This window comes from Kitasatospora sp. NPDC056783, from assembly GCF_042789895.1.
Classification (GTDB): domain Bacteria; phylum Actinomycetota; class Actinomycetes; order Streptomycetales; family Streptomycetaceae; genus Kitasatospora.
This window is the reverse complement of record NZ_JBHUAF010000001.1, coordinates 97945-123526: the sequence shown is the minus strand read 5'-3', so window position 1 is coordinate 123526 and position 25582 is coordinate 97945. Positions and strand designations below refer to the sequence as shown.

The 25582-nt window shown below is 72.4% G+C and carries 24 protein-coding genes and 1 tRNA gene; 6 read left to right on the top strand and 19 right to left on the bottom strand.

Translation table 11 applies throughout. The annotated features are described in order from the left end of the window. Positions 1-924: aldo/keto reductase (locus ACFRMQ_RS00630; protein WP_380725324.1), on the top strand; the 924-nt coding region annotated here is incomplete at its 5' end. Here ACFRMQ_RS00630 and ACFRMQ_RS00625 read toward each other — a convergent pair. Further along, positions 903-2003 (bottom strand): hypothetical protein, encoded by a 1101-nt coding sequence (locus tag ACFRMQ_RS00625; RefSeq protein ID WP_380725322.1) that lies wholly within the window; start codon positions 2001-2003, stop codon positions 903-905. The two genes, ACFRMQ_RS00630 and ACFRMQ_RS00625, sit on opposite strands and share 22 nt — an antisense overlap. Positions 2004-2065: 62 nt before the next feature. On the opposite strand from ACFRMQ_RS00625, the gene ACFRMQ_RS00620 reads away from it, so the two are divergent. Next, positions 2066-2743 (top strand): PIG-L deacetylase family protein, encoded by a 678-nt coding sequence (locus ACFRMQ_RS00620; protein ID WP_380725320.1) that lies wholly within the window; start codon positions 2066-2068, stop codon positions 2741-2743. On the opposite strand, the gene ACFRMQ_RS00615 is transcribed toward ACFRMQ_RS00620, so the two are convergent. Beyond that, positions 2730-3206, bottom strand: a complete 477-nt coding sequence (locus ACFRMQ_RS00615; protein ID WP_380725318.1) for an NUDIX domain-containing protein — start codon at positions 3204-3206, stop codon at positions 2730-2732. The genes ACFRMQ_RS00620 and ACFRMQ_RS00615 overlap by 14 nt on opposite strands. A 170-nt stretch (positions 3207-3376) precedes the next feature. Between ACFRMQ_RS00615 and ACFRMQ_RS00610 the strand changes: the two genes are divergently transcribed. Both ACFRMQ_RS00610 and ACFRMQ_RS00605 read left to right on the top strand, forming a co-directional pair. Continuing rightward, positions 3377-4780, top strand: a complete 1404-nt coding sequence (locus ACFRMQ_RS00610) for a hypothetical protein (protein ID WP_380725316.1) — start codon at positions 3377-3379, stop codon at positions 4778-4780. Further along, positions 4777-5304, top strand: coding sequence for a GNAT family N-acetyltransferase (locus ACFRMQ_RS00605; protein WP_380725314.1), 528 nt, complete (start codon positions 4777-4779; stop codon positions 5302-5304). The genes ACFRMQ_RS00610 and ACFRMQ_RS00605 overlap by 4 nt, the downstream gene beginning before the upstream one ends. 698 nt (positions 5305-6002) lie before the next feature. On the opposite strand, the gene ACFRMQ_RS00600 is transcribed toward ACFRMQ_RS00605, so the two are convergent. From ACFRMQ_RS00600 to ACFRMQ_RS00590, 3 genes are all read right to left on the bottom strand, one after another. Next, a complete protein-coding gene (locus ACFRMQ_RS00600) occupies positions 6003-6500 on the bottom strand; it encodes a hypothetical protein (protein ID WP_380725312.1) in 498 nt (165 codons plus the stop codon). 246 nt (positions 6501-6746) lie between these two features. Further along, the gene (locus ACFRMQ_RS00595; protein ID WP_380725310.1) at positions 6747-7121 is read right to left on the bottom strand and encodes a hypothetical protein; all 375 of its coding nucleotides are present in this window, start codon (positions 7119-7121) and stop codon (positions 6747-6749) included. Further along, positions 7118-7927, bottom strand: coding sequence for a methyltransferase (locus tag ACFRMQ_RS00590; RefSeq protein ID WP_380725308.1), 810 nt, complete (start codon positions 7925-7927; stop codon positions 7118-7120). Before ACFRMQ_RS00590 ends, ACFRMQ_RS00595 begins: the two co-directional genes overlap by 4 nt. A gap of 273 nt (positions 7928-8200) precedes the next feature. Here ACFRMQ_RS00590 and ACFRMQ_RS00585 point away from each other — a divergent pair, with 273 nt between their 5' ends. Both ACFRMQ_RS00585 and ACFRMQ_RS00580 read left to right on the top strand, forming a co-directional pair. Then, entirely contained in the window at positions 8201-9664 is a 1464-nt protein-coding gene (locus ACFRMQ_RS00585; protein ID WP_380725306.1) for a serine/threonine-protein kinase, read from the top strand. Positions 9665-10928: 1264 nt separating this feature from the next. Beyond that, positions 10929-13112: a hypothetical protein gene (locus ACFRMQ_RS00580; RefSeq protein WP_380725304.1), complete on the top strand. Its 2184-nt coding sequence runs from the start codon at positions 10929-10931 to the stop codon at positions 13110-13112. A 45-nt stretch (positions 13113-13157) separates the two neighbouring features. Here ACFRMQ_RS00580 and ACFRMQ_RS00575 read toward each other — a convergent pair whose 3' ends face one another. The 14 genes from ACFRMQ_RS00575 to ACFRMQ_RS00510 form a co-directional block, all read right to left on the bottom strand. Beyond that, positions 13158-13295, bottom strand: a complete 138-nt coding sequence (locus ACFRMQ_RS00575) for a hypothetical protein (protein WP_380725302.1) — start codon at positions 13293-13295, stop codon at positions 13158-13160. Positions 13296-13635: 340 nt separating this feature from the next. Continuing rightward, positions 13636-13709 (bottom strand) — tRNA-Met (locus ACFRMQ_RS00570). Between the two features lie 74 nt (positions 13710-13783). Beyond that, positions 13784-17224, bottom strand: a complete 3441-nt coding sequence (locus ACFRMQ_RS00565; RefSeq protein WP_380725300.1) for a LysM peptidoglycan-binding domain-containing protein — start codon at positions 17222-17224, stop codon at positions 13784-13786. A gap of 5 nt (positions 17225-17229) precedes the next feature. Beyond that, positions 17230-17667: a pilus assembly protein TadG-related protein gene (locus tag ACFRMQ_RS00560; protein ID WP_380725298.1), complete on the bottom strand. Its 438-nt coding sequence runs from the start codon at positions 17665-17667 to the stop codon at positions 17230-17232. A 3-nt stretch (positions 17668-17670) separates the two neighbouring features. After that, positions 17671-18108, bottom strand: a complete 438-nt coding sequence (locus tag ACFRMQ_RS00555; RefSeq protein WP_380725296.1) for a TadE/TadG family type IV pilus assembly protein — start codon at positions 18106-18108, stop codon at positions 17671-17673. Continuing rightward, on the bottom strand, positions 18108-18527 hold the full coding sequence (locus tag ACFRMQ_RS00550; protein WP_380725294.1) for a TadE family protein: 420 nt from the start codon (positions 18525-18527) through the stop codon (positions 18108-18110). The genes ACFRMQ_RS00555 and ACFRMQ_RS00550 overlap by 1 nt, the downstream gene beginning before the upstream one ends. A gap of 53 nt (positions 18528-18580) precedes the next feature. Then, positions 18581-18787, bottom strand: coding sequence for a hypothetical protein (locus ACFRMQ_RS00545; protein WP_380725292.1), 207 nt, complete (start codon positions 18785-18787; stop codon positions 18581-18583). A 44-nt stretch (positions 18788-18831) separates the two neighbouring features. Next, entirely contained in the window at positions 18832-19728 is an 897-nt protein-coding gene (locus tag ACFRMQ_RS00540; protein WP_380725290.1) for a type II secretion system F family protein, read from the bottom strand. Further along, positions 19725-20594, bottom strand: coding sequence for a type II secretion system F family protein (locus tag ACFRMQ_RS00535; protein ID WP_380725288.1), 870 nt, complete (start codon positions 20592-20594; stop codon positions 19725-19727). Before ACFRMQ_RS00535 ends, ACFRMQ_RS00540 begins: the two co-directional genes overlap by 4 nt. Positions 20595-20641: 47 nt before the next feature. After that, positions 20642-22201, bottom strand: coding sequence for an ATPase, T2SS/T4P/T4SS family (locus tag ACFRMQ_RS00530; RefSeq protein ID WP_380725286.1), 1560 nt, complete (start codon positions 22199-22201; stop codon positions 20642-20644). Continuing rightward, complete coding sequence (locus ACFRMQ_RS00525; RefSeq protein WP_380725284.1) at positions 22201-23031, bottom strand: hypothetical protein; 831 nt, start codon at positions 23029-23031, stop codon at positions 22201-22203. The genes ACFRMQ_RS00530 and ACFRMQ_RS00525 overlap by 1 nt, the downstream gene beginning before the upstream one ends. After that, positions 23031-23705 carry an SAF domain-containing protein gene (locus ACFRMQ_RS00520; RefSeq protein WP_380725282.1) on the bottom strand — a complete coding sequence of 225 codons (675 nt, stop codon included), beginning with the start codon at positions 23703-23705 and terminating at the stop codon, positions 23031-23033. Before ACFRMQ_RS00520 ends, ACFRMQ_RS00525 begins: the two co-directional genes overlap by 1 nt. A 31-nt stretch (positions 23706-23736) precedes the next feature. After that, positions 23737-24684: a hypothetical protein gene (locus ACFRMQ_RS00515; protein WP_380725280.1), complete on the bottom strand. Its 948-nt coding sequence runs from the start codon at positions 24682-24684 to the stop codon at positions 23737-23739. Further along, positions 24678-25259, bottom strand: coding sequence for a hypothetical protein (locus ACFRMQ_RS00510; protein ID WP_380725278.1), 582 nt, complete (start codon positions 25257-25259; stop codon positions 24678-24680). Before ACFRMQ_RS00510 ends, ACFRMQ_RS00515 begins: the two co-directional genes overlap by 7 nt. Between the last annotated feature and the right edge of the window lie 323 nt (positions 25260-25582).

The following is a 25582-nucleotide window of genomic DNA, read 5'->3' as shown; positions in this document are numbered from 1 at the left end:
ACGCCCCTGCCGGGCGTGGCGGCGCTGGGCACCTTCGAGCTTGGCACCCAGGCGGTGCCCGACGACCGGGCCCGCCGACTCCTCGACGTCTTCCACGAGCTCGGCGGCCGGCTCCTCGACACCGCCCCCACCTACGGCCGCCGCGGCGACACCTTCCTGGCCGAGCCGCTGATCGGCGCCTGGCTGCGCGACACCGGCGCCCCCGGCGTGCGCGTCATCACCAAGGTCGGACTCGACCCGGCCCGCCCCGACCGCGGCGACCTGCGGCCCGAGACGATCCTCGCCTCCGCCCGGCGCAGCGTCGAACGCCTCGGTGTGGCCACCGTCCTCGTGCTGCACCGCGACGACCCCACCACGCCGCTCGACGAGATCGCGGACGCCGCCGACCAGGCCGTGCGCGAAGGCAGTGCCGAGCAGGTCGGCGCCTCCAACTGGACCACCGCCCGCCTGGCCGCGTGGGCCGACCACGCCGCCGCTGCCCACCTCGCACCGCCGACGGTCACCGCCCCGCTGTGGAGCCTCATCCCCCGCAGCGACCCGCCCGGCGAACCCTGGCTCGTCGAGGCCGACCCCGGGCACCTGGACATGGCTGCCCGCACGGGCATGACCGTCACCCCGTTCCGCACCCTCGCCGCCAGCTACCTCGCCGCCGACCACAGCGGCCGCCACACCCACCACCACGCCGACACCTACGACACCGCCCTTGGCCGCGAGCGCCGCGACCGCCTCCACCAGGCGGCGGCCGCCCTGCGGATGACCCCGCACGGCCTGGCCCTGGCCTACCTGCGAGCCCACCGCCCGGCCCCGGTGATCCCCGTCATCGGTCCCCGCACCCCGCGCCAGCTCGCCGAGAGCATGGCCGGCGCCGCACAGACCGGCCGCGTCACCCCCGAACTCGCCGCCTACCTCGAAGCCCGCCCGTGACCGGGCCCGGCCCCACCAGGTGCACCGGTGTCCAGCAGCCGCGCGAACCGCTCCGGCATCAGCCCCCGGCTGTTGCCCTCGTACGGGAACAACCACGTCGCCCGCCGGCAGAAGTCCCGCAGATCGTGTCCGAGGTCGTCCAGCACCCCCGTCACCGCCAGCGGCTCCCCGAAGCCGAACACCACTTCCTCGCCGCCCGACGGCCGCAGCTCCACCGCCTCCGCATCCAGTCCCACCTGCCAGCGGTCTCCCCGGCCCGCCACCTCCCACCCCGCCCGCGCCCCGCCCGGCAGTTCACGCACCGCGAAGCCCTTGAAGGCGAGCCGCTCCATCCACGCCCGCGCCAAGGCGGCGACCGCCTCCCGGCGCTGATGCGCATCCAGGGCCTGCGGCCGCAGCTCGCGTTTGACCGTCGCCGGCACGCCGCCGGCCAGCACCCCGGCGGGCAGCGACCGGGTCACCGTGGCGCTCGCGGCGACGATGGTGCCCTCGCCCACCCGCACGCCGGGCAGCACCACCGCCCTGAAGCCCAGCCACACCCCGTCCTCGACCTCGACACCCGCGAACGCCGCGCCGTGGCCGTCCCGGACCGGGTGCCCGGCGTGGTAGCCGTGCGTGAGGATCGCGACCTCGGCGCTGATTCCCACCCGGTCGCCGATCAGCACCGGCTCGGTGCAGTTCAGCGTCACGTCCGGCGCGATCTGGCAGTCGGCACCGATACGGACCACGGAGCGCTCCTCCATCGTCGCGCCCGCGCCGATCCGCAGCCGCTGCCCCAGGTAGGTGCGCTGGGCGACCGTCAGCTCCCGGCACACCACATCCGAGCCCGCGTCCACCACCGAGCCCGCGCCCAGCCGGGACAGGTCCGCGGCCAGCCACCGCCCACTGGCGCCGACCTGCGCGCCCGCGCCGAGCTCCAGCCGGGCCGAGCGCAGATCGCAGCCCGGCCCCACCACCGCACCGTCCGCCAGCACCAGGTCGTCCGCCACGATCACCGTGCCCTCCCCGATCCGCACCCCCTCGCCGATCCGCGCCCGCCCGACCCGCAGGTCGACACCGGGAAACTCCGCAGTCCGCACAGCCTCCACCCCTTCCGTCACCGGGCCACGCGGCCCGAACCGATCCCTCACCGAGGAGCGCCATGAACACCCCCCGTACCGTGCTGGCCGTCGCCGCCCACGCCGACGACGAGACCTTGGGCGCCGGCGGCACCCTGGCCGAGCACGCCGCCGCCGGCGACCGGGTCGCCGTCCTGGTTCTGAGCGCCAGCTCCACCAGCCGCCCCGGCCACGACGACCCCGCCCACCGCAGCGCCTGCGTCCACCGGGCCGCCGCCCTCTACGGCGCCGACGCCCAGATCGCGGCCTTCCCCGACAACGGCTTCGACACCGTGCCCCGGCTGACCATCACCCAGACCGTCGAAGCCGCGATCCGGCGCTGGCGGCCTGCGGTCGTCTACACCCACAGCAGCGCCGACCTGTCCGTGGACCACCGCATCACCGCCGAGGCCGTCGCCGCCGCCACCCGCCCCCAGCCCGACTGCCCGGTCACCACGGTCCTCGCCTGGGAAATCCGCTCCGCCACCGAATGGGGCCCCGAGCGGACCTTTCGCCCCACCTGGTTCCAGCCCCTCACCCCTGCCGCGCTGGCCGTCAAGGAACGGGCCCTGGCTGTGTACGCCTCGGAGATGCGGTCCTGGCCACACACCCGCTCCACAGAAGCGGTCCTGGCCGCGGCCCGGCTGCGCGGAGCCCAGATCGGCCACGACGCGGCCGAAGCGTTCGAGCTGATCCGGCACACCGCCCTCACGCCTGCCTGAACCACGCCCGCTCCCGGTCCGCCAGGCCGATCATGAGCAGCCCGCGCGTGCGCTCCCGCATCGGCGGCAACGCGTCCGCGGGGAACCAGTCGACCTCCAGCGACTCGTCGTCCGCTACCCGGGCCACCTGACCCGGGCCGTCAGGACGGCACGCGAAGACCAGCTCCAGGTACTGCGCCCGGTCACCGTTGGGGTGCACCACCTGCGGGGACACCGTCACCCCGGCCAGGCGCTCCACCACCACCCGGATACCGGTCTCCTCCAGCACCTCGCGCACCACCCCGGCCGCCGGCTCCTCGCCCGGATCGAGGATGCCGCTCAGGATCGACCACTCCCCGGTGTCGGAGCGCCGGTGCAGCAGCACCTGCCCCTCATCCAGGACGACGGCGGTCACCCCCGGCAGCCACAGCCCGTGGTCGGGGCCGACCAAGGCGCGCAGCCGGGCGACGTACTCAGGAATCACGAAAACCACCCAGGAGGAGAAGGAACAGGCAGGGCCAGAACCCTCCCAGCCCACCACCGGCGCCCAGCCCCCGACAGCACCCCGCGCCGTGAACAACGTGAAAGCGGCACCGAGAACGTGAAAACCCGTGAAACTCCCCACCCCGAACGACTGTGACCTACCGTCATGGCGTGGTGACTGATCTCGCCTCCCCCCAGCTGAACCCCGTGCTCGCCGACGCCCTGAGCCGTACCAAGTGGTCGGCCCGCGAGCTGGTGAAAGCCGTCAACCCTCGACTGAACGCGATGGGCCACCCCCCGGTCGACATCACCGCAGGCTACAAGTGGCTGCGCGGACACCAGCCCCGCTCGGCTGCCGTACGCGACGTCGTCGCGCTGGTCCTGACCGAGGCGACCGGCCTGCGCTACACGCCGGCCCAGATGTGGGGCCGCGACCAACCCACCCCCGTGACTGCCGAGACCGAGGAACTTCTCGGCCCCCTGCCCCTGGAACACGTCCTGCGCACCGCCTCCGAGTGGACCAACGGGTCCACCGAACCCGCGCTGGTCCGCTCCACCGCCGACGACCGCCTCACCGCGGCCGTCTGGGACGCCACCCGCCAAGCCCCCGCCCCTCCCGCCCCGGGCAACGGCGACGGCGACTACGTCGCGCCGGAGTTCGTCGACATGCTCCTCGAGCAGCTCGCCGCGCTGCGCCGTCTCGACGACCGCACCGGCGGCAGCCCCCTGAGCCAGCGCCACGCCCGCATCGCGCTGCACGAGTCGCTGGTCCTCATCCACACCGGCCGCTACGACGCGGTGACCGGCAACCGACTCCTTCGGCACGCCGCCAGCGCCGCGCAGCTCGCCGGCTGGATGAGCTTCGACGCGGGCCTCGACCCGGCCGGCCACCGCTACCAGCTCCTGGCCATCCGGATCGCGCGCGCCGCCGGCGACACGACCACCGTCTCCAACGCCCTCGGGATGCTCGCCTACCAGCACGCCGCCGGCGCCAGCCCGAGCCTGGCCCTGCGCTTCGCGCACGCCGCCGTCGAGCACTCCGCCCGGGCCGTCCCCCTGGTCCAGGCCCGGGCGTGGGGGCGTCTCGCCACCGCCCAGGCCGCCGCCGGCGACCTGGAGGCCTTCCGCAGGGCCACCGACCGATGCCGGCAGCTGATCGGCCAGCGCCACAGCGACGACCCACCCTCCCTCTACTACGTCACCCCCCAGCAAATCAACGCCGAAGCGGGCCAGGCACTCGTCGACCTCGCCTACCACACCCCGGGCCGACGCTCCCTCCTGCTCACAGAAGCCGCCCAGCTCCTGAGCCCCATCGCCGCCCAGGGAACGGCCACCGGCTACCGCCGATCCGGCCTGCTTCACGGAATCCACCTGGTCCGCGCCAGCATCGGGGCCCGGGACGCCGAAGCGACCGCGCACTGGATCACCGCCCTGGCCCCCACCCTTCCCCAGGTCCAGTCGATCCGCTGCCGCACCCTCCTCACCAAAGTCCGCACCGCCGCGGGCCGGCAACTACGCGCCGCCGGGCACGGTGATGCGCTGGACGTCCTTCGCACGGCACTATCGACGCCATGACCTCGCTGCTCCAGGCCGGCCCCCAATGGACGCTCACCGCCGTCCCGTACGGCACCGCCGACGCCCGCGCCCTCACCCAAGCCCTCCACCAGGAGCAGCTGGCCACCTACGGCAGCGCCGACGACCCCCAGTCCACCGAGGGCGCCGAATTCGACGCCCCGCACGGCCAGTTCCTGATCGCTCGACTCGGGGACGGACCGGCCCTGGCCTGCGGAGGCTGGCGCACTCTCAGCCCCGCGACAGCCGAGATCAAGAGAATGTACGTGGCCCCGCCCGCCCGCGGACAAGGGCTCGGCCGCCGGATCCTCGCCGCCCTCGAACAAGATCTACTCGGCCGCGGCCACACCGAGGTCCTGCTGGAGACCGGCGTCCGCAACGTCGCCGCCCTCGCCCTGTACACGGCCTGCGGCTACACGCCGGTCCCCTCGTACGTCCCCGGCCGCAACCCCGACATCAACCGGGCGCTGATGAAGACCATCGGGCATCAGCCGCCGCCCCAACCGACCACCGGCCTGCTCAGCTAGCCCGGCCCGGTCCCAGTTCTCCTTCCAGCGCCGCGAACCCCCGGCCGGCGACCGGTTGTCGAGAGGCCTCGGGCAACAGCGGCCCGGCGATCGCCGGACGAGGACAGAGCAGTGACGGCGTCCCGCCGTAGACTCAGCTACTCCCGACCCAAGCCAACGACGATTCCACGCCGCCCCGGAGGGAGAGCCGGTCAGGCCTGCGGCCATCGAGGCGGGCGCGTGCTGGATGCTCATCGACCGGTACAGCGCGCCGATCTGGTTCTCCTCGTCACGACATCGCGCCAACGGGTGAGTCTTGTCCGGATGGCCGCCTCCAGGGCCAGGCCGTCGGTCGTCAGGGCATCGACAATCTCGGAGACCGGGACGTCGCCCGACTCGCGGTCTCCGGCGTACAGCGGCAGTGCGACGGAAGGAAGAGCGAAGTGCGGAGGCCCGGACGAGTACGGCCCGTAGGCCGCGTCCTGAACAGGGGCGAGGGCGGTCGCGGCCCGGCGCAGTGCTTGGTGCCACCGGTGCTCCAGCCGGTCGGCGCCCGGCATTCCACCACAGCAACTCCGTATGCGAGTGCTGGGGTTCGCTGGTGGAGACGGCAGGCCCCTGACCTGGGCGAATCCGCGCTGCGCTTTGTCCAAGCGGCCTCGCCGTTCGCTGAGGTAGCGATGCCTACGGACTGCGCAGGGCGATCGTCGAGGGACCGCTCACCGGGTCGCATCGCTCCACGGACTTCCGAGCTGCCGAGTCAGCTTCCGTCGCCCCCACCAGGACAACGCGTCCCACCGCTCTCGGGCGACTCGCCGACCCGCGTCCGTCAGGGCCATGACCACAGTCCTGGTTCGTGGCTGAACATCGACGACGCCCTGTACCAGCGCGGCACCGCTTTCGTCGAGGATCTGGAACCCGTAGGCCGGCTCGTCTACGCGTACCGTCTGCCATCCAGTCGGCAGGAACCATGCCGCGAGACCAACGTCCATGGTGAAGACGTTGCCACCGCGCAGGTTCAGCTCAAGGCCGAGAAGGGCGTAGGTGCTCAGCCGCTCGGCGGGGTCGAAGTCAACGGGAAGGAGCGGTTGCTCGAAGATCGCCCTGTAAACCCGGGTCTGGATCATCGCCCATTCACGGTCTGTGACGAATGGCTTGACGCTGTCCCACCCGTCCCCTGATACGTCAAAGCCGGGCTCGATCCCTTGACCGTCCACCGCTTGCTCCTCCCCGTCGACCTGACTGATGGTGCCACAGCCCAGATCCGGCCGAAGGCGTTGGCCTTTGCGGGACCTGGTCTGCCGGTCGAGCTCAGAGGCCCACTGTTCGACGGGTAGGTAGGTGACCGCGTACGGAACCGGGCGCACTCGCACCCACGCCGGCCGCGGTGCCGGCGCCGGGGTGCGCCGGGGGGAGGCGGTTCGCGTCCCCCCGGGTGCTCCCTCCAGCGCACGCAGATGCTGTCACCCGTCGTCGGTCGGCAGCAGCACGATGATCGTGGGCGGCTCGGGGGTCCACGTGTGGTCCTGCGGATCCCACTGTGCCTCGGCGTAGAGGCGGTTGAGGTCGGGCCAGGCTCCGGGCGTGCCGGGTTCGCAGCGGGGCCAGCCGGGTGCGGGAAGGGCGAACCAGCCCAGGCGCTCGCAGGCCGCGAAGCGGGGGTCGGTGCCGGTCCAGCGGTCGGCGCCCTGCTGCGGGCAGTCAAAGCAGGAGATCCGCTGCCTGCCGCAGCCATGGCACAGGGCCTGGTCGCACGCGGCGGCGTGCATGTCGCCGATGGCGACCCCGCAGTCGGGGCAGCGCTCGCGGCGTTCCCGCCAGGGTTCCAGGCCGCTCACCCGGCCGCTCCCATCGGGAGCAGGCCCGGCCCCTCGGAGGTGTCGGTGGCCGGGAGGACACCGGGGGCGGGGGCGAAGCCGCGGGTACCGAACGTCGCGAGGACGATCTCGGTGCGGGGGGCCACGCCCCTCCACTCGTAGAGGTAGGAGGAGGTGTCCAGGCCGCAGTTGGTCTCCAGGCGGATGCCGGTCCCGGTGGTGAAGCGCCTGAACTCGTCGTCCTCGACCGTTGTGAAGCCGCCGGTCTCACTGGGGCGGAGCGGGGTGGACTCCTGGGGGATGAGGAAGACGCCGTGAGCCGCGAACCGGGAGGCGACCGCGATCACGTGGTACTCGAAGCGGCGGCCGCGATAGCCGGGACCGTTGCCGCTGCGGGTGGTCGCGCCGTAGGGCGGGTTGGAGACCGCGGTGTCGAAGCGGCCCAGACCGTCGGGCAGGTGGAAGACGTCGGCCTGGATCCAGGTGGCATCCGGCACCACCTTGCGGCCGATCTCGACATAGCGCGGGTTGCGCTCCACGCAGACGACCTCGCGGCCGCGGGGTCCGTAGGTCAGGCAGGCGGACGCCAGGGCACCGATCCCGGCGCACAGGTCGATGATCCGGTGGCCCGTGACCTCGACCGCCACGTCGACGGCGAGGCCCCACGGGGTGAAGAACGCGCCGTCGAGCGTGTTGGTGCCGGTGGAGGACTCCTGCCAGTAATCGAGGACGAACAACCGCTCGTCGGGGGTCAGTTCGCGGTCGAGCGCGAGCAGCTCACACGCCGCAAGGTGCAGCGTGGCCTGCTGCCGGGTCAGCTTGGCCATGACCGGCCTTTCTCGCCGCCGGGACGCCGATGGCGCGGCACCACGGCGGACGGTGCCAGGAGGGAAGGGGGATGCCTTTCAGGTCAGACATAATTTACAGCACTAGTGATTGCATTGCAATCTGCTGGTGGAGGGAGGGTACGGGCCCGGCCGGGACGGCCCGGCAGCATGCGGACGATCGGGCGGGAGGCCGGTACTGTGCCCGCACCGGCGACCCCAGCGCCGGCGCGGGCCCATCGGCCCGCCGGCATCCGGACGCAGGGTGGGAGACAGATGCTGCTCGACGGGCGGTACCAACTCGAAACGCTGCTTGGCGCCGGCGGGATGGGCACCGTGTGGCGGGGCTTCGACCGGCGCATCGGCCGTACCGTCGCGGTGAAGGTGCTCACGCTCGACGGGGCACCTGACAGTGCGGTCCGGCGCTTCTTCTCCGAGGCCAACGCCACAGGCAACCTGAGCAGCCGCCACATCGTCACCGTCCACGACGTCGGCCGGGCCGACCTGGACGGCAGCCCGGTCGCCTACCTCGTGATGGAGCTCCTGGAGGGACGGAGCCTGGACCACCTGGTCGAGGAACGCCTGCCGGACGTCGCGGACGTGATCGCCTGGACGGTGCAAATCTGCGACGCCCTGGCCACGGCCCACCGGGCAGGGATCGTGCACCGCGACATCAAGCCCGCCAACGTGATGCTCACCGCCGATGGCACGGTCAAGGTCGTCGACTTCGGGATCGCCCGCCACCTCGGCAGCAGGCAGCCCGCGTTGACCACGGCCGGCAACGTGATCGGTACCCCGGCCTACATGGCACCTGAACAGGCCGGCGGCGACCCGGTCATCGGAGCGGCCGCCGACCTCTACGCCCTCGGCTGCCTACTGCACACACTCCTCACCGGCCGCCCGCCCTTCACCGGCGACGCCATCGCGGTGCTCCACCAGCACTTGACCGCCACGCCCGCCGGCCTTGGCACCCTGCGTCCCGGCATCCCCGCCGACCTCGAGACCCTGGTCCTGCACCTGCTCGCCAAGGCCCCGGACAAGCGGCCGCCGAGCGCCGAGGCCGTCGTCGAACGCCTGCGCGCGCTCACTCCCCAACCGCCGCTCCCCCCGGCCCGCCGCGCCGGCGCCGCCCGGCAACCGACCCTCCCCGCCACCCGCCGTGCTCCTGCCGCCGCCGGCACAGCGCGATTGGCCCGCCCCACTGCTGCGGTGGGCACTGGTGCAGTCCTGACCGCCGCGGGCACCGCCGCAGTTGGTGTCCTCGCCCAGCTCACCTGGCTGAGCACCCTGCCGACGCCGTGGCCGCCCGTCCTGTCCGCGGTGCTCTTCGTGCTCCTGGCCCTCGTATTGGCCCTCGTCACCAAGCCGTCACCAAGTACCGACAGCTCGAAGGCCGACGACTCGGCGGCTGGCCTTTTCGTCATCCTGCCGATCGGCGTCATCGCCTGCCTGCTGCTTCTGTGGCTGTCACCCCTGCCGTGGTGGGGCGTCCTAGTCCTCAGCTGGGTGCTGTGCCCCGTACTCGTACTCGCTCACGGCGCCCTGGCCCGAGCCGTCGCCGCCAGCCGACCGGTGGCCCTGGGAGATCTCGCATCGTCCGCCGGCCTCGTCAACGGCGCCACCCTGGTGCTGCTGATCTCCCTCACGGCCAACTGGGCGTGGCCGGCCACCGTGCTCGCCGGCCTGGCCGCGTGGGCGGGGACCACCGCTCTTCTCGGGCGCCTTCTTCCCCGGCGCTAGCTGACCTCTGTCGGAACGGTGCACGACGGCGGCTGGGCGGGCCCGCCACGATCGAACCCTCAGGTGCTTCTTTCCGACCATCGGATCGTTGGCTGTCACCACGACCTGAACCCGGGCGACTGGGACCACATCGACGCCGCGGACCATCCTCTCTGGGCGCAGCTGGAGCTGTCACCGCTCGCCCGTCGGCTCCGGCTGCTGCAGGACGCCACCGTGCAGCCGAGTGCCACCCTCGACCGCGCGATCGGTGTCCGCGCCCACCAGGTCCGCCGAACTCGTCCCCCCAGCGCAGCACCGGCTTCTGACCAGGCGCCACCGGCAGCGGACATGGCCCCCAACGCACGCGGGGCGGTCAGTGTCATGATGCAGCCGGAGCGGCGCCGCAACGGGGCTGTCAGCGCCGAGCTGCCGCAAGCAAGCGCCACCCCGCCGTCGGGCCTACGGGATCGGCGGTGCGCGGCGGCAGTGGGACGGTGGTGGTGACCGGCCGGACATGAGTGTGGCGCGGCCCCGGGCCTCGCCGCGAGGGGGGCGCGCGGGGGCCGCGGGGCCGCATCTGGCCCGGCGCTGCTGCGGCGTCGGGCGCTCCGCCCGAGAGAGTGCGGGTCTTCCCGGACGGTGTCGGTGCCGGGTGCGGCCGCAGAGATGAACCGGCGCTTCCCGGAGCGGGATGGTGTGCGTGCGACCGTAGCCCTGTTCGTACGCTGCTGTCACCCGGTTTCGGATTCTGGTCCAGTCAGAGCGAAGCTTCGGCCGCCCGTGAGCAGGGCCCTGCCCTCGCAACCGGCTCCGTCCACTGCTGGGCCAGCAAGATCGTCAGCTTGGACCTGGACATCCGAGACGTCCTGACGGCCCAGGCCGATGGCGTGGGTGAGCCCTGGCCGACCACGCTGACCGTCACCAGCCCATCCGGCGGGGCCGCGAGGTCCCCGTGCTGCCGGAACCGGCGCCGGACCGCATCGGCCGACCCCGCGTGCCCAGCTGACCCCTTGGAACGACAGAACGAGGCCCGCTAGCAGGCCGGTGCCGGTGATGCGAGTTCACCTGATCGGGTGACGGCCAGGGAGGTCCGACCCGCCCTAGACTGGCGGGCGGCAGCCGTGAAGGCGGCCATGCCGGGGTGCCGCTCCCGGCCCTACGCGGCACCGGGAAGGCTGAACCCGCGCGATCGGCGACGACGCGCACCTGTTCCTCGCCACCATCACCACGTGCACGTCTCCCTTCCTCGACGTGCTGGCCGGGCAGCACGCGACAGGAAGCCGCCATGACCTCACACCCCGCGCCCTCCGCCCGGCGCCATGCCGCCACCGACCTGGCCAAGGCACGCGCGACCGCCACCGGCGAACCGCACCAGCTCGCCCGGGCCGAGATCACCGCGCACGGTAGTCCCCTCCCGGCCCCCGGCCACCCCGACCAGGAAGTCTGGGAGGCACGCATCCTCGCCGCCCTCCTCACCGAGTACGGCTCGCACCGCCCCACTGAGACCGACGGCCCCTACGGAATCGCCCGGGTCACACCGCGCCCCGACGAACTGGTCGTCCACGTGGGCCGGGCGCAGCTGGCGCGGTGGGCGCGGGCGCTGCTGCCCGTCCAGCGGGCCGGTGGGGCGTTGACGGGGGTGGCCGGCCTGCGCTGGAGCACCGGTGCGAAAGACGTCGTCCTCCACCCGGCGGGCGCGCCGCAGCGGCGGGTCCGGCTGGCCACGACGTTCGCCCGGGACTGGAGCCGTGCTGTGGCCGGCGCCGTCGAAAGGGGCGACGTGCTCCTGGCCGACGCTCCGGACCGGGCGGCCGGGCCCGGGGAGCGGGAGGCGGCGGCCGGGCGGGCGCAGCGGGAGCGGGTGGTGCCGTGTGCCGGGGACCTCTCGGCGGTGCTGCGGCGGGTGCTGCTACTGGAGCACCTCGCCGCCCGGCCCTTTCACGGCGGGGCGGTGGAGTTCACCGTCGACGCCGGGCGCCTGGTGAACCTGTCGGCCGGGCGGGCGCGCCTGAGCGCCCCGTGGATCACCCTTCGCCTGATCCGGTCGCTGTGGCCCGACCGGACCCCGGCGAAGGGGCGGAGCAGCGCCAGCGACGCCATGCTGCCGCTCCTGGCCCGCTACCCGACTCTGCCCGGCGCGGTGCGTCCCGGCGGTGCCCGGCACGGTCTGTGCGAGCTGGCCGGCGTCCGCGTGGAGGACGTCGCGCTGCGGGCGGCCGGGTGGGCACTGGAGGTCGCGGACGCTGAGCTCGCCGAACCCAACAGCGGATTCCTGGACGACGAGGGGGGCTGGACGGGCAACCGGCGCCGGTTCGCCGAGGACTTCATCGGGGAGAGCGGCCCGCTCGACCCGCCCGGGTGCGCGCGGCTGCTGGCCCGGTGCCCCGTCGACTTCGCGGACCTGGGCCGGCTCGACTACCTTCCGGCCATCGACCACGAAGCCGCCCGGGAGCTCCGCCCGGACCACGAGCAGCTGACCGAGGCCGGACGGCAGATCCTGATCCGCCTGCTGGACTGGGCCCTGGCCGCCGCCACCCACCAGGTCCCCGCCCGCGCCCCCTGGCAGCAGGCCGACCCCGCGAACGGCAGCGCCTGGTCCGCGGACCGGCAGCCTGCGGCGCGGTGGACTGCCGCCATGCCGCTGCTGGACAGTCCCGCTCCCCTCCAGCTGCGCGTCGAGCAGCGCCGCCACGGCGGCTTCGGCTACGCGGTCCACCCCGGCCCCGAGGGCGTGCCCGCGTGGGTCCACCACGCAACCCCGGCACTTCGGTTCGCCAGCACCGACTCGCTGCCCGCCGCCATGCTGCTGGCCGAGCACGCCGGTCGCGAAGTCGCCGCCGGCGCCCGGACAGTGCGCAGCTTCGACCGGCGCCTGCTCATCCCCCGCCCGGTGCCGGCCGACGCCGACCCGCAGCCGGCCGAACTCATCGCCGCCGCGGCGCCGCGCGAGATGGTCCTCGACCTGTACGAGCTGTGCGCCGGACTTCGGGCCCTGGCCGACCTCGACCGCCAGGACGAGCCCTACCTCTACAACCCGCCGGCCGACGGACACTGGCGCCAAGGACCGGACGGGCCCGAGCCGGGCACGGTGTCCGCGATGCTCGGCGAGGACCACGTCCTGGCCGCCACCCGCCCCGGCGAGCCGGCCAACACCGCCGCCGTCGACACCCCCGCCTACCGCCGCCACCTCGCCGCCCACCAGATCGCCGTCGACCCACTCGCCGAGATCTACCTGACCGCCGCCGAAGCTCTTCCCGGCCTCACCCCGCTGCACGAACGCCACCGCGCAGGAGCAGCAGCCCTGCACGGCAGCGACATCCCCACACTGCTGCGCCAGGACCCGCGACCCCAGCATCCCGGAGAGGACCTGCCCGCGATTGTGGCCGCCCTGCCCACCGACGTCCACGCCGTAGAGGACTTCTTCGAGCAGTGGTACCAGCAGCGCGAGGGCAGCGACCGCAGCAGCTAGACCCGGCACGGTCGGCGGTGCCCCGCAGGACTGAGGTCGCGCTCCTCAGCCCACGTCCGTGCCGGGACTCCTTGATACCTGGCGGTGCACCCCGGCGCCGCCGACCGGCTGCCCCTGGTGGCCGAACCGCTGGAACACCGCCTCGTCCGGGCAGCCGGTCAGCCGGGCCTGTCGCCACGCCACGTCGAGAGAGACCCCCGCGCGACCGCCACGCCACAGCCACACCGCCCGCGCGGTGGTCCCGGGCGCCAGAAGTAGCCGACGCAGGGTCAGGAATCGTGTAGGGGCGGTCGGCACCGTGAGCCTCCGAGCGATCGGCACGCCGGCCATCGGGACCGGCTCTGTCGACCACAGAGTCCCGGCCGCACCGCGCCGGGACCGCCCAGGAGTGGGCCACCCCGCAGTGATATGGCTCACAGTAGCCCGTCATGCACTCAATGCAGGCGCGGCGTGGCCCGCGGTACAGCGATTCGGACACCGAAAACCAGCGAGGGCCCGGCATCTGCCGGACCCTCGCTTCGCGTAGCGGGGACAGGATTTGAACCTGCGACCTCTGGGTTATGAGCCCAGCGAGCTACCGAGCTGCTCCACCCCGCGTCGGTGCCCTGAACTCTACGGCACCGACGCAGATCGGCCGAATCCAATTCATGAGCAACCGCGGACCCTACGAGTCAGGCGGACACGGGGTGGCCTTCCAGGATCCGGGCGAGCAGTTCGACCGTCTCGTCTTCCGGATCCGTGTCGAGCTCGTCGTTGACGCGTGCGAGCTGGTGCGCGGCACGCTTGAGGCCCTCCCGGTCGCCGGTGGCGTGGCAGACGACGAAGAGGTCTCGGTGCAGCAGCTCACTGTCCGGGACACCGGTCAGACCCTTGCTCGCGGCCAGGGCCGCCGCGTGGAAGTCCCGGGCGGCAATGCGACGGGTGGCAAGCTCGTGGGCCACGTCGACGATCCCGGAGATCATCTCCTGGAGATCGGCGTCCACCCACTGGTAGCGGGACGGGTTGATGTCCGCGAACGGGCGCCCGCGCACCAGGGTCAGCGCCCGGGCGAGGTCGAGGTCGGCTTCCGGCCCGGTGGCGTTCATCCCGCGGGCGTACAGCTCCTGGAACAGGGCCCAGTCACTGCTGACCGCCGGATGGAAGGCGTAGGACTGCTTGCTGGCGGCCGGCAGGTACTGGGCCCCCGGGTCGTCGACGGCCAGGTTCGGATTCCGGCCGACCCACAGCCGAAGCTTGGAGACGAGCGGGTTGCGGAACTGCGGAGTCACCCGCTTACCCGGCCACAGGGCCGCGTCCATCTCCTCGTATCGGCGGCCGGGGTGGAGGACGAACCATGCTGCGATCTCCAGCAGGGTCCGCTGCCGCTTGGACTCCACCGGACCCTGTGCGCCGGTGAGCTCCACCGCGCCGAGCAGCCGGACCTGGGGGTGTTCGGGGACATCCGGCTTCGCATTCAGGGCGACCAGCACGTCCGAGATGGAGCTCAGCCGCGTCGGCGCGGCGGTCGGCTCGTCCGCCTCCTCGATGTCGTCGCCTGCTTCTGCCGCGTCGCCGCCCACCGGGTCCTCCTGCATCACCTCTCCACGGGTGGCGAGCAGCATGGCGGTGAAGTTGGGCATCGCCGCCGGCGAGAGCGCCGCGGTCGGCGACGCCTGCCACGGCTGGGCCTCGGCCGTCTGCTCTTGCTCCTGCGCGGTCTGATCCACCTGGTTGTCGGCGGTCGCGTCGGCGCGGGCCGGCGAGGGCCCGGCAACGTCGGTGGCGTCCTCGTCCTCGTCGGTGTCGATCGCGTCGGTGGCCAGCGCGGTTTCCAGGAAGCCGGGCCCACCCTCCGTAGTGGTGCCGATGGCCTGGGCGCCCAGCGTCCACGCCGGGGGAGCGACGTCGTCCTCACGGTCGGCCGTTGCCAGGAGGTTGACGAGCTTGCCGTACCGGTCCGGGGTCAGGCGCTGAAGGACGACCTCCAGCCCGAAGCCCGGTAGTGCGACGAGGGCGCCGGGGGAGGCGTCCAGGACCCACGCGCTGGGCACCGACAGTGCGCCTGCCGGGGCGACGACCGCCACCGCGGTGCGCGGCCGCGACATGAGCAGATCCTTGACCTGTTCGCAGGCATCGCCCTCATCAAGTGCCGATGCGAGCAGGACCGATGCCGTCCAGGCGTCGGCACCCGCCTCGTCCAGGCGCACCTCGCCCAGACCGGCCGCCCCCGCCTCCTCCAACGCCGTTCGCTGCAGTGCGTCGTGGGATCGCAGCTCGGCGACAGCCTCGGCGACCTCCTCATGGTGCCCGGCCCGGTCGGAGAACCGCTCGGCCAACTCCGGACCGACACCGGCAAGCACCACAGCAGCCTCCCTCGTCAGCCGCGAGGTGCACAGCTCGGCCGCCAGCGCCAGCTGCACGTCCCGCACGTCCGCCTCGGTGCCGTCCAGCGCGATCAGCCCCACGCACTCCAGGTTGACCAGCACGCTGCTGTCCTCCTCGAGCGTCTCGCCGAGTGAGACCAGCGCCGGGTACGGCGCGGCGGTGACGGCGGCCTCCTCCTCGGACAGCACGTGGGGGGATCGGGCGGGGCAGGTCCAGGCCTCGTTGTCGGAGGCGACGAACGGCTTGACCGGGCCCGCGGGCGCCGCCAGGTACAGATCGATGCCGCGGGGGCTCAGGTGCACGGCCTCGATCTCGGGCAGCGGCCGGCCGGCCTCGGCGCAGCGGACGGCGAGGGTGCGCAGGGCCCGGTCGAGGTAATCGGGGCCGATGATGCTCTGGGCGCTGCGCATCTCGCGTTCGAGCGTGGCCACCTCGCCCTGGGGCATGGGGATGCGCCGGCGGTGGCGCCGGCGGCGCTGCTGCAGGGTACGGCGCACACCGATCGTGGTCATGAGTCCGGCGGCGAGGAACGCCGCGCCGGCACCGATGACGGCGAGCTGCGCGTCCTGGGTGTCGGAGCCGTCCGTGTCGGTGTTGTCGGATCCCGTGTCGGTGGCCCCGCCGGTGGTGGCCTGGCTCTCCTGGGCGGTGCTGCTCGGCTCGGCGGTCGGCGTCTGCGTCTGGGGCCCCGGGGTGCTCGGCGTGGCGCTGGGCGCGGCGGTGGCCGGTGCCGGAGCGGGCGTGGCCGGCGTGGTGACTTCGGGCGCCGGGGCCGGGGTGTTGGGGGCGGGGGCCTGTGGTGTGACGGCCTCGGACGGTCCAGGCAGAGCGAGCTCCCAGCCGGTCCTGATGGTGTCCGGATTGGTCAGGGCCGCTCCGTCCGCCTGCACGTGTCCCTTGTTCAGGTCGGCGATCTCCGGGTACCGGCCCGCGTCGCCGAGTTCGTGCTCAGCGATCGAGCTCAGCGTCTCGCCAGCGGTGACGGTGTGGCTGCGGGGAGCCGACGCAGTGTCGGCTGCCGGGGCGGTGGTGCCTGACGTGGTCGATGCCGTGGTGGCGGCGTTGCCGGGCAGGCGCAGGGTCCAGCCGGGCTGCAGCCAGGTGGTGTCCGCGGTCATGACAGTGCCGTCGGGCTGGGTGACGCCGGTGTTCAGCTTGGCGATCTCCAGCCAGCGGACGCCGTCTCCGAGCTTCGCCTCGGCAATGCCCCACAGGGTGTCGCCTTCGCGTACCTCATGGGTGGGGCCCGTCCACTGGGCACGGGACACGGTGGTGGCCTGGGTGGTGGCCGGCGTGGTCTTCACAGCTCCGGGGGTGGCCGAGGCGCTGATGCTGGCTCCGGCCGTGGCGGCGGTGGCGGTGGTAGGGCTGGCCATCGCGGCGCCGGTGGGGATCAGCAGCACGATGCTGGCCACCAGGACGCCGGCCAGGCGCTGGGGCGCGCCGAGGGCGCGGATGCGGGGGGCGGAGCGGCGTCGCACCACCGCGTAGAAGAGCTCGACCACCACGGCGAACGCGAACTGGAGCCATCCCGCCCAGCCCAGCAACGTCAGGGCGCCGAGGAACAGCGTCCCGTTGTCCGGGCTGGTGAGTGCGCCGGTGATGTCGTCGAGGCCGGGAACGGCGGTCGGCAGGACGCCGACCTGCCACAGCAGCAGCGGGACGACGACCAGCAGCGCGATGAGCACGACCAGGGCCAGCAGCGCCCGCAGGGCGGCGGCGACACGGGAGGTGGACTTGCGGGGCATCGGGTTCAGCCTCCCTGGACGACGAGTGCGGCCGACCCGTGCCCGGTGACCGACCAGGTGGCGCCGGGCAGGATGACCGGCCGGTAGGTGGCGGTGACGGTGACGACGATGCTGCGGCGGTCTTCGCTGAGATCGGCGGTGCCGCTCACCCCGGCGGACGCCAGGTAGCTGCGGGCGGCCCGCAGGGCAGCCTCCCGGTCGATCACGATGCCGTTGCCGGCGATCGCGGAGCCGACGTTGATCGCCTGGGCGCCGCTGCGAGCGGCTTCCTGGGCGGTGGCTTCGGACTTCGAGACGGCGCGCAGCTTGCCGGCCCCGTCGGCGATCAGAGCGACGAGGACAATAACGACGACGGCGACGACGGCGAACAGCAGTGACATCGCGCCGCGCTGCGGGTCGGGGCCCAGAGCGCGGCGCAGGCGGCGGGTCGCAGAGCGGATCATGGTTCAGGACCTCTGCCGGTAGGGGTCGATCGGGCTGCTGAAGGAGGACCGCAGCGTCTTGGTGCCGGGAGCGCCCGGGAACGCCGCGTCGGAGAGGTTGACGTTGCACACCACGGTCACGGTGACGGTCGCCGGTGTGCCGAGCGGGGCCTGGAATCCGCCGGTGGGCACGTCGACGGAGCTGGAGACGCAGCGGATCCCCTGGTCCGCCAGCGTGCTGTTCGCCACGGCGACGGCCTTGCTGCGGGCCGTGGCCCCGTCACGCTCCAGCGAGGCGGCGCGGGCCGCCGCGCGGGCCGCGGAGTCGACGACGATGCCCGCCTGGGACACCCGGTGGGCGACAACGACCAGGGCCAGCAGGACCAGGAGCACGGGGAACAGCACGGCGAGTTCGAGGCTGAGCGCCCCTCGGTCCTCGCCGCCCCGCTGAAGTCGGGTCATCACGGCTGCGTCACCCGCTCCTTCGGCGCCGAGGCGTGCTGGCGGACGCTGAACGTCAGGCCGGGGATCCAGGTGTCCACGCGCCCGGTGACGGTGACGGTCACGGTCGCCCCTCCGCTGGTGCTGACAGAGGCGTCCCGCAGGCTCCCGCCCCCGACCTTGTCGAGGTAGGCGCGGGCGCGCGTTGCACCGTCGCCGAGGGAGGAGTTCTGCAGACGGGCGGTCTCCACACCGCGCTGCGCGGCGGTGAGCGCCACGTTTCGGGCGTGGAACCACAAGGCGCTCTCGATGAGCGTGAAGATGACGATCATGACGACGGGGAACAGCACGGCCAGTTCCAGGGACAGGGCTCCCCTGTCCCTGGAACTGCGCGTGGTGCGCCCATCCGCGCGCCGTGGAGCGCGGAGCAGGTTACGCAACGACGTCTCCTTGGCTGGTGCGGACGAGATCGGTTACGCGGTGAACGGCCGGCTCACTGGCCCGTGATGACGGCGTTCTTCTCGGTGGCCTTCGACAGCGCCACGGCGGCGAGGGTGATGCCCAGGCCGAGGAGGCAGGCGATCAGGACAGCCAGCTCGAGGGAGATCGCGCCGCGGTCCGCGCCGCCCTCCTTCGCGAGCGCGCGCGCTTGCTCGAACTTCGTCCGGATGGCCAGGGCGAGGAACTTGATGTCCTGCATGGTGGTTTCCCCCTTGGGAGTTGGTGAGTGGACGCCGAGCCGGATCAGCTCGACATGATCTTGATGATCATCGGGTAGGCGACGAAGCCGGCCATGATGATCACGAGCATGGAGACCGGGAGGATCATCTTTTCGGAGGCCGCGTTGGCCTCCGCCTGCGCCTCGGTCAGCAGGGCGCCGCGCAGTGACTTGGCCTGGGCCTGGAGAGTGGAGTACACGGCCGCGCCCTCCTCGCCGGCGAGCGCCATGATGTCCGCGGGAGCGCCGAGTTCGGGAACGCCCAGGTCCTCCGACAGCTGCCGCAGGCCCTCCCACGGGGGGACGTTGGCGAGTTCAGCGGCGTTGAGCGCGCCGCGCAGGCGGTGGAACACCCAGCCGTCGCCCACCCCAGCAGCCCGGTGCAGCGCCTCGATCGGACCGGCGTCCGCCGCCCGCTCCAGGCTCACGAGTTCCAGGTAGGAGGCGATCGCGGTCCTGAACTCGCCACGGGCCTCGGCGGCCAACTGCTTCACCTGGACGTCAGGGAGCATGTAGAAGAGCACGGCCAGGGCGAGCGCGCCGAAGGCGGGCACGGCCAGGGGAAGTGCCGCACCGAGCGCAGCGGTGGTCAGCACCACGAACGTGGGCATCAACAGGCCGACCAGCCCCATGCCGATCTTCAGACCGACGTGGTTGGCGGGGCTGCGCCCGATGAGGTCCAGCTCCCGGCGCGGCAGCCGGAAGAAGCCTTCGCCGAGCTGGGAGAGCAGCCGCAGACCGAGCCTGTCCAGGAGGCCGGCGGGTGTCGCCGCCTGGGCTTCGAGGTGGTCGATCCGGCCGGCGTCCATGCGGCGCATGACGTCGCCGAGGTCGGCGCGCGCCGGCAGGAGGCCGGCGACGGCAAGGACGAGGCCGCCGCCGACGGCGGCACCCGCGGCCAGGGCAGGAGCGCTGGTGATCATGACGTCTCCTCGGTTCCGGTGCGGTCGGTGCCGGTCAGGAAACGGGGCGTGGGACGGCTATCGGCCATCTTGCGCATCCACAGCAGGGCGCCGACGAAGGAGAGCGCGAGCAGAACCAGAACCAGCTGACCCACTGCGGTGCCGTACGGCTCGGTGTAGTTGCCGCTCAGCACCGCGAGGCCGAACACGACCAGGCAGAACACGGTGACCCAGCGGGCGTTGGTCCGCGGCTTGGCCCGGTCGGCCTCGACCTGACGGCGCATCCTGACCTGCTCGGCGACATCGCCCGCCAGGGCCTGCAGGGCCGTGCTCAGGCCGGACCCGCGATCCTGCGCGTGCAGCGTGAACAGGGCGGCCACCTGATCGGCGGTCACGTCGTTCAGGTCGTCGGCGAACGCCTTGTACGCCCGGGCCGCCGGCCAGCCCGACTTCAGTCGGGAGCTGAGCTGGCTGACCGGGACCTGGATGGGCTTGGGGACGGTACGCAAGCTCGAGTTCACCGCGCTTTCGAGCGAGACGCCGGCCGTGTGGATGTCCGACAGACGACGCACCCAGTCCTCCAACGCTTCCAAGCGGACGATCTGCTGCTTGGTGCCCTTGCCCGGCTGCAGCATCCACGGCAGCCCGAGCAGCGCGACGGTGACCAGCAGCGCACCGAGCAGCCAGCCGGTCAGTGGCCACACGGCCGCGCCCACCACGACGGAACCGATGATCCGGGTGCGGCCCTGCGCCCACCAGGCACTGCGGGTGCCGGTCTCGTCCGTGCCCAGCACGGTGCGGATCCTGCGCTCCAGCGGCCCGCGGCGCCGGGACGCGGCGGGTGCGCGCCGCGTCATGCCGAGGATCGCGAGGATCACGCCGAGCACGGCCACCAGGCCGCACAGGGCCCCGCCGAGGGAGTCCAGAGTCAGGTTCACAGCTGCGTCACCGTCCTCAGCGGCTCGCTCCAGGCGCCCCACTCCTGGCGGAGGAGACTGCGGTCGAAGCCGGCGCGAACGAGGTCGTCCAGGCACTGCGGCGGAAGGAGCGGCACGGCGCGGGGCTCGCGGCGGCCGTGGGCCTCGCGGGGCCCGAACACCCCGGCGGTGGACGGCCGGCCGCCCTCGCCGAGACCGGTCACCTCGAGCACGTCGGAGACGAAGCGGTAGCGCTTGCCACCGAGCTCGCTCTCGTCGACCAACCGGACGTAGACGATGAAGTCCACACCGGCGGCCAGGCGGTACGCCAGGTCCGGGGTCATGCCCGTGCCGGCCTCCAGGCAGAGGGTGACCAGACGCTCGATGGCCTTGCGCGCCGTACGGGCGTGCAAGGTCCCGAGCGATCCGCCCTCGCCCTCGTTCATGGCGTGCAGCATCGGGATCACCTCTTTGGAACGGACCTCACCGACGATCACCCGACGCAGCGACATGCGCAGGGCCTGCGGGAAGATGTCCGAGAGGGTGACCGCCCCGGCGGGCTTGCCGTCCGGGCCTCGCTCTCCGTTGGATTCCCGGGCCTCGAACGCGACGACCTCGGGACCGCCGTCGTCCTGGTGGAGCCACAGCTCGTAGTCGGTCTCCAGGGTGCCGACCCGCTCGTTGGCGGGGATCTCGCGGGCCATGGCGCGCAACAGGCTGGTCTTGCCGACACCCTGGCTGCCGACGACAAGGATGTTCTTGCGGGCGCGGACGAGAGCGCGAAGAAAGGCGGCGAGCGTGGTGTCGATGGTGCCCCAGCCGACCAGGTCGTCCAGCGTCTGGTACTGGACGCGGTGGCGACGGATCACGACCTCGGGCTGGTGCGTGACGAAGGCGGTCGCGGCCAGACGGGCACCGCCGGGCAGGGCCAGGTTCAGCATGGTGCTGCCGCCGGTGAGCGCCTTCTCGGAGTGGCCGGCCTGGCGCGCCAACTTGTTGACCAGGGCGATGACGCCCTCGTTGCTGTCCGCAACCGGCGGGCACAGCTCGCTCGGGCGGTCGTAGTAGTCGACGCGCACGACGTCGTGGCCACGGATGAAGATGTTCTCGACGCGCGGGTCGTCCAACAACGGCTGCAACCGGCCGGCCTCGAAGAGCTCAGAGAAGACGGCGGCCTGGACGGCGACCTCGTCCGCCCGGTTCAGCGGTCGTTGCGTCGCGGCGTAGTCCGTGGCCCAGGCGCTGACCACGCGGGTGACGATCTCCTGGCCCAGCTGGCGCCGGTCGGCCTCGGACAGACCGGGCCGGGACGCGGTCTGGGTGGCGAGCTCGTTGGACACCAGCGTGTGCAGCGCGCTGATCTCGGAAAACGGTACGGGGAGCACGGCGTTGGGAGTGCTGGGCGCGGGGACCGCCGCCGGTGACACCGTGGCCGCGGAGACCGGTCCCGTCACGATCGGCTGGACGACGCGTGCCGGGGCGGCCGGCCGCGGCTGGAGAGCGTCCTTGAACGCCCCGGCCAGGGCCTGGGCCGGGTTGCTCCCCGGCGCAGCAGCACTGAGGGTCTTGTCCGCCATCACGCCACCTCCGCAGTGCTGATCCGGGCGCCGGGCTGACGCAGCTGGATCTTCCGCCGGGTGGCGGCCTCGTTGATCGGGTCGCAGGCCGAACGCGCCCGGCGCATCAGCAGGGTCCGCGACGGCTTGCCACCACGCAGCGGCTTGCCGCTGGTCAGGCTCTGGGCCATGTCCTCGTCCCACGGAAGGCCAGCGAGAACGGGCACACCCAGCCGGGCCCCGATCTCGGAGCTCGACAGACCACCCTCCTCGATCATCAGGACACCGAGAGCGTCGGCGCCGGTGCCGTGGTCCGCGAGATCCGCACGTAGCGTCTGCACCACCGGAGCGGCCGACAGCACGGACGACAGCGTGTTGCGGACGACGAGCAGCACCAGGTCGGACTGGCGCAGCAGCGGCGCCGGGTACGACACGCTGTCAAGGCTGGTCTTGGACGCCACGTGGACCCGGCCGGCGTCGATGATCACGTCGTGCCCGCCCGGGTCCTCCCACACCCTCAACAGCCGTCCCAGGTCGCTCCACGTGCCGGCGAGGCCGAAGGCCTGGGACGGGTCGGTCAGGCCGGGCAGAAGCATCCGATGGCCCTGGTCGTCGAGACGGACCCAGTGCTCCGGAAACACGTGCTGAATCGTTCCTTCACGCGAGGCCGTCGCCAGCCGGTGCAGGCCAACCGCCGCAGTCGGCCCGCCGCCACCGAGGTAGCCGGTGCGGATCGTGCCGCCGGCGGGGTCGCACTCGGCCAGGGCGGTGGGCCGCGGCGACGCGAGCGCGAGAGCGAGCGCTGCGCAGGTCACGCCGGCGGACTTCGCGGACACCAGGGAGATCATCATCAGCTCTTGGCCTTCAGGACGATCCCGACACGGCCCGAGGCGGTCCACGACGCCACCGACGGTGAGTCAACCGGGCTCACCGCCACGTCCACGACGATGACACCGTTGCCGTCCGCCTGGCCCACCCGCGCGACGACCGCGTTGATCGTCGCGGGCTGCGCCTCGAGCTTGGTGTCCTCCTGCCGCGGGGTAGCCACGAGCAGGACCGCGTCGCCGATCTGCAGCCGCCCCTCGGGCATCTGGCCCGGCTTGGTGAGGATGCCGACGGTGTCCTTGCCGGTGGTCACCGGCTTGGCCTCGCGCACCGACTCGGTCGTCAGCAGCGACCCCGGCGCGAGGTCCGCCGCGGCGGTCTTGCCGATAATCTCCTTGCTCCGGCCGACCGCCACCGGGCGCAGCGCCGGGTCGGGGGCGACCTCGGCGGCCACAAGGTCGGCGGCGCTGATGACCTGACCGGCCGGGACCGGACGGGCGACGGCCAGGACCTGGACGCGGTCACGGGCCTGGTCCACGAGGGTCCACCCGCCGAGCGCGCCGACGACGGCCACGGCGACCCCGAGCCCGACCAGGGCCGGGCGCCGGCCGCGCTTGGGGGACGACTCGGTGATCGGCACGGAGGCCGGCGCCGTCTCGGCCTCCGGAGCCGGGCGCTGCTTGATGATGCTGCGGGCCATCGGTTTCCTCATGAATGGTTCACAGTGCAGATCAGCGGTTGACCGTCTGCAGTTCGGCGATCGCGGCCGTCGTGGACGACTCGCGGGTGGTCGTGATCGTGCCGTTCTGGCCTGTTGACGAGGTCCAGTTCACGATCCAGGTGCTGGTGGCGGTGATCTTGTAAGGGCTGGCGCCGGAGACCTTGGTGTAGGTGTGACCGCAGGTCGGCTTGCGCGACCCGAACGAGGGGTCGTAGGGGTCGCCGGGCGTGCGGCAGACTTCGGTGCTGCCGTCGCCCATGGCCCACACGATCTTGTCGACACTCGCGGTCGCGGTCACGGTGACGCCGCCCGCGCTCACGCTCGCGGACTTCGGACCCCACGTGGTGTCCGACACGGTCGTCCACAGCCACACCGGGAGACCGATCAGACTCACGCCGCCGGTCTTCGGCGCGATCCCGATGTCGGCACCCTGCAGCCGCATGTTCTCCACGGCCGTCTCCGCGAGCTGACGCGGGTCCACCGCGGGGCCCCCGTAGCCCGGGGGAGGGGTGCTGAGCACCCGCACGCCACCCGGATTGTTCGTCATCGAGCCGCTGTAGGGGCAGGTCGCCTGGTAGGCCTTCGCCTGAACCGGGATCGGTCCGACCCAGATCGGATCGTCCGCCGGCGGCTGCGGGTCCATCAGCAGGTAGTAGCAGCTGTCGAAGCTGTTGAACCATCCCAGATTGTCGCGGTAGCAGGGCACTTCCTTCTCCCCGGCGTGGCATGTGGGGGCGCTTCCACCGCCACTGCCACCGGAACTTCCTCCGCCACCGCCACCGTTGGTGCCGCCACCGCCGCCATTGGTGCCGCCACCGCCACCGGCGTTGACGGTGCAGTCCAGAACGAACGGCGGGCACTGTGCGCCGCCGTCGGCGTTGGCGGGCGCGGCCAGGACACCGACCAGGGCGGCGACGACTGCCGCCGAGCCCGTCAGGGCACGCAGGGACCTCAGCACGTCTGGTCCTTGTTCAGGGTGGACTCCATGACCACCCATCGGCCGTCGTAGGTGCGCAGCGAACTGGTCTGGACGTGGCGGCGGTTGGTGTCGGTCAGCTTCGCCGGTTGCCCGGTGGCCTTGTCGTAGGGCAGGAAGTCGCTGGTATCCACGCAGTCGCGGATGGTGGCCCGGTTCGGGGTGGTGGCGAGGTCGAGTGCCGTGATCTCCGGGGCGAGCTTGGGCTGGCCCTTCAGCACCAGGTTGTTGTCCTGGTAGTAGACGGCGGCGCTCTTGATGTCCGACAGCGCCTTGTCTCCCGCGAAGGTCTCCAGCTTCACGTCCTTGAGTGATCCACTGGTGAACGCCTTGACCTGTTCGGCCCACATCCCCTGGTACGCCGCCAGGACCTGCTGACGGGCCTCGTTCTCCGGGCTGGCGGACGGACTGGGCGTCGCGGTCACGGGCGAGGCGACGGCGGCCGTGCTCGGCGCCGCGGCGGTGCCGCCTGACTGGCATCCGGCGAGCGCGAGCACCGAACCGACCAGTACCGCTGCTGCGGCAGCACGGCGCGAACGTCGATTGGCAATTGCCACTGTTATACCCCCTGGCGAGTAATGGTCACGGTCCGTAATGAGTGCATCAGTTGGCCGTCTTGCCGGGCGGGCGCCGGCCGGGAGTGCGCTGAAGCGACTCAACCAGGACGGCATCCGCAGCACAGGGTCGGCAACGGCCGATCCAATGGCTCTGCTGCACCTGGTCCCCCTTGCATGACAACGCGATGATTGGCGTGTCCATTTTCGGACATGTCGAACACAGAACTCTTGGCCGAATCTCGCACGATCACCTTACAGAGTCAATCGAAAACCTATTGTCACAATGTGTAGTACTCGTGTAGGTGAAATGATCTAATTGTCCG

Bases quoted from the DNA above. Each gene is read 5' to 3' on its own strand.
- ACFRMQ_RS00605 (WP_380725314.1), top strand. From the start codon at position 4,777: ATGACCTCGCTGCTCCAGGCCGGCCCCCAATGGACGCTCACCGCCGTC.
- ACFRMQ_RS00555 (WP_380725296.1), bottom strand. From the start codon at position 18,108: ATGACCCGACTTCAGCGGGGCGGCGAGGACCGAGGGGCGCTCAGCCTC.
- ACFRMQ_RS00520 (WP_380725282.1), bottom strand. From the start codon at position 23,705: ATGGCCCGCAGCATCATCAAGCAGCGCCCGGCTCCGGAGGCCGAGACG.
- ACFRMQ_RS00545 (WP_380725292.1), bottom strand. From the start codon at position 18,787: ATGCAGGACATCAAGTTCCTCGCCCTGGCCATCCGGACGAAGTTCGAG.
- ACFRMQ_RS00560 (WP_380725298.1), bottom strand. From the start codon at position 17,667: ATGATCCGCTCTGCGACCCGCCGCCTGCGCCGCGCTCTGGGCCCCGAC.
- ACFRMQ_RS00530 (WP_380725286.1), bottom strand. From the start codon at position 22,201: ATGGCGGACAAGACCCTCAGTGCTGCTGCGCCGGGGAGCAACCCGGCC.
- ACFRMQ_RS00565 (WP_380725300.1), bottom strand. From the start codon at position 17,224: ATGCCCCGCAAGTCCACCTCCCGTGTCGCCGCCGCCCTGCGGGCGCTG.
- ACFRMQ_RS00580 (WP_380725304.1), top strand. From the start codon at position 10,929: ATGACCTCACACCCCGCGCCCTCCGCCCGGCGCCATGCCGCCACCGAC.
- ACFRMQ_RS00585 (WP_380725306.1), top strand. From the start codon at position 8,201: ATGCTGCTCGACGGGCGGTACCAACTCGAAACGCTGCTTGGCGCCGGC.
- ACFRMQ_RS00525 (WP_380725284.1), bottom strand. From the start codon at position 23,031: ATGATGATCTCCCTGGTGTCCGCGAAGTCCGCCGGCGTGACCTGCGCA.
- ACFRMQ_RS00590 (WP_380725308.1), bottom strand. From the start codon at position 7,927: ATGGCCAAGCTGACCCGGCAGCAGGCCACGCTGCACCTTGCGGCGTGT.
- ACFRMQ_RS00620 (WP_380725320.1), top strand. From the start codon at position 2,066: ATGAACACCCCCCGTACCGTGCTGGCCGTCGCCGCCCACGCCGACGAC.
- ACFRMQ_RS00540 (WP_380725290.1), bottom strand. From the start codon at position 19,728: ATGATCACCAGCGCTCCTGCCCTGGCCGCGGGTGCCGCCGTCGGCGGC.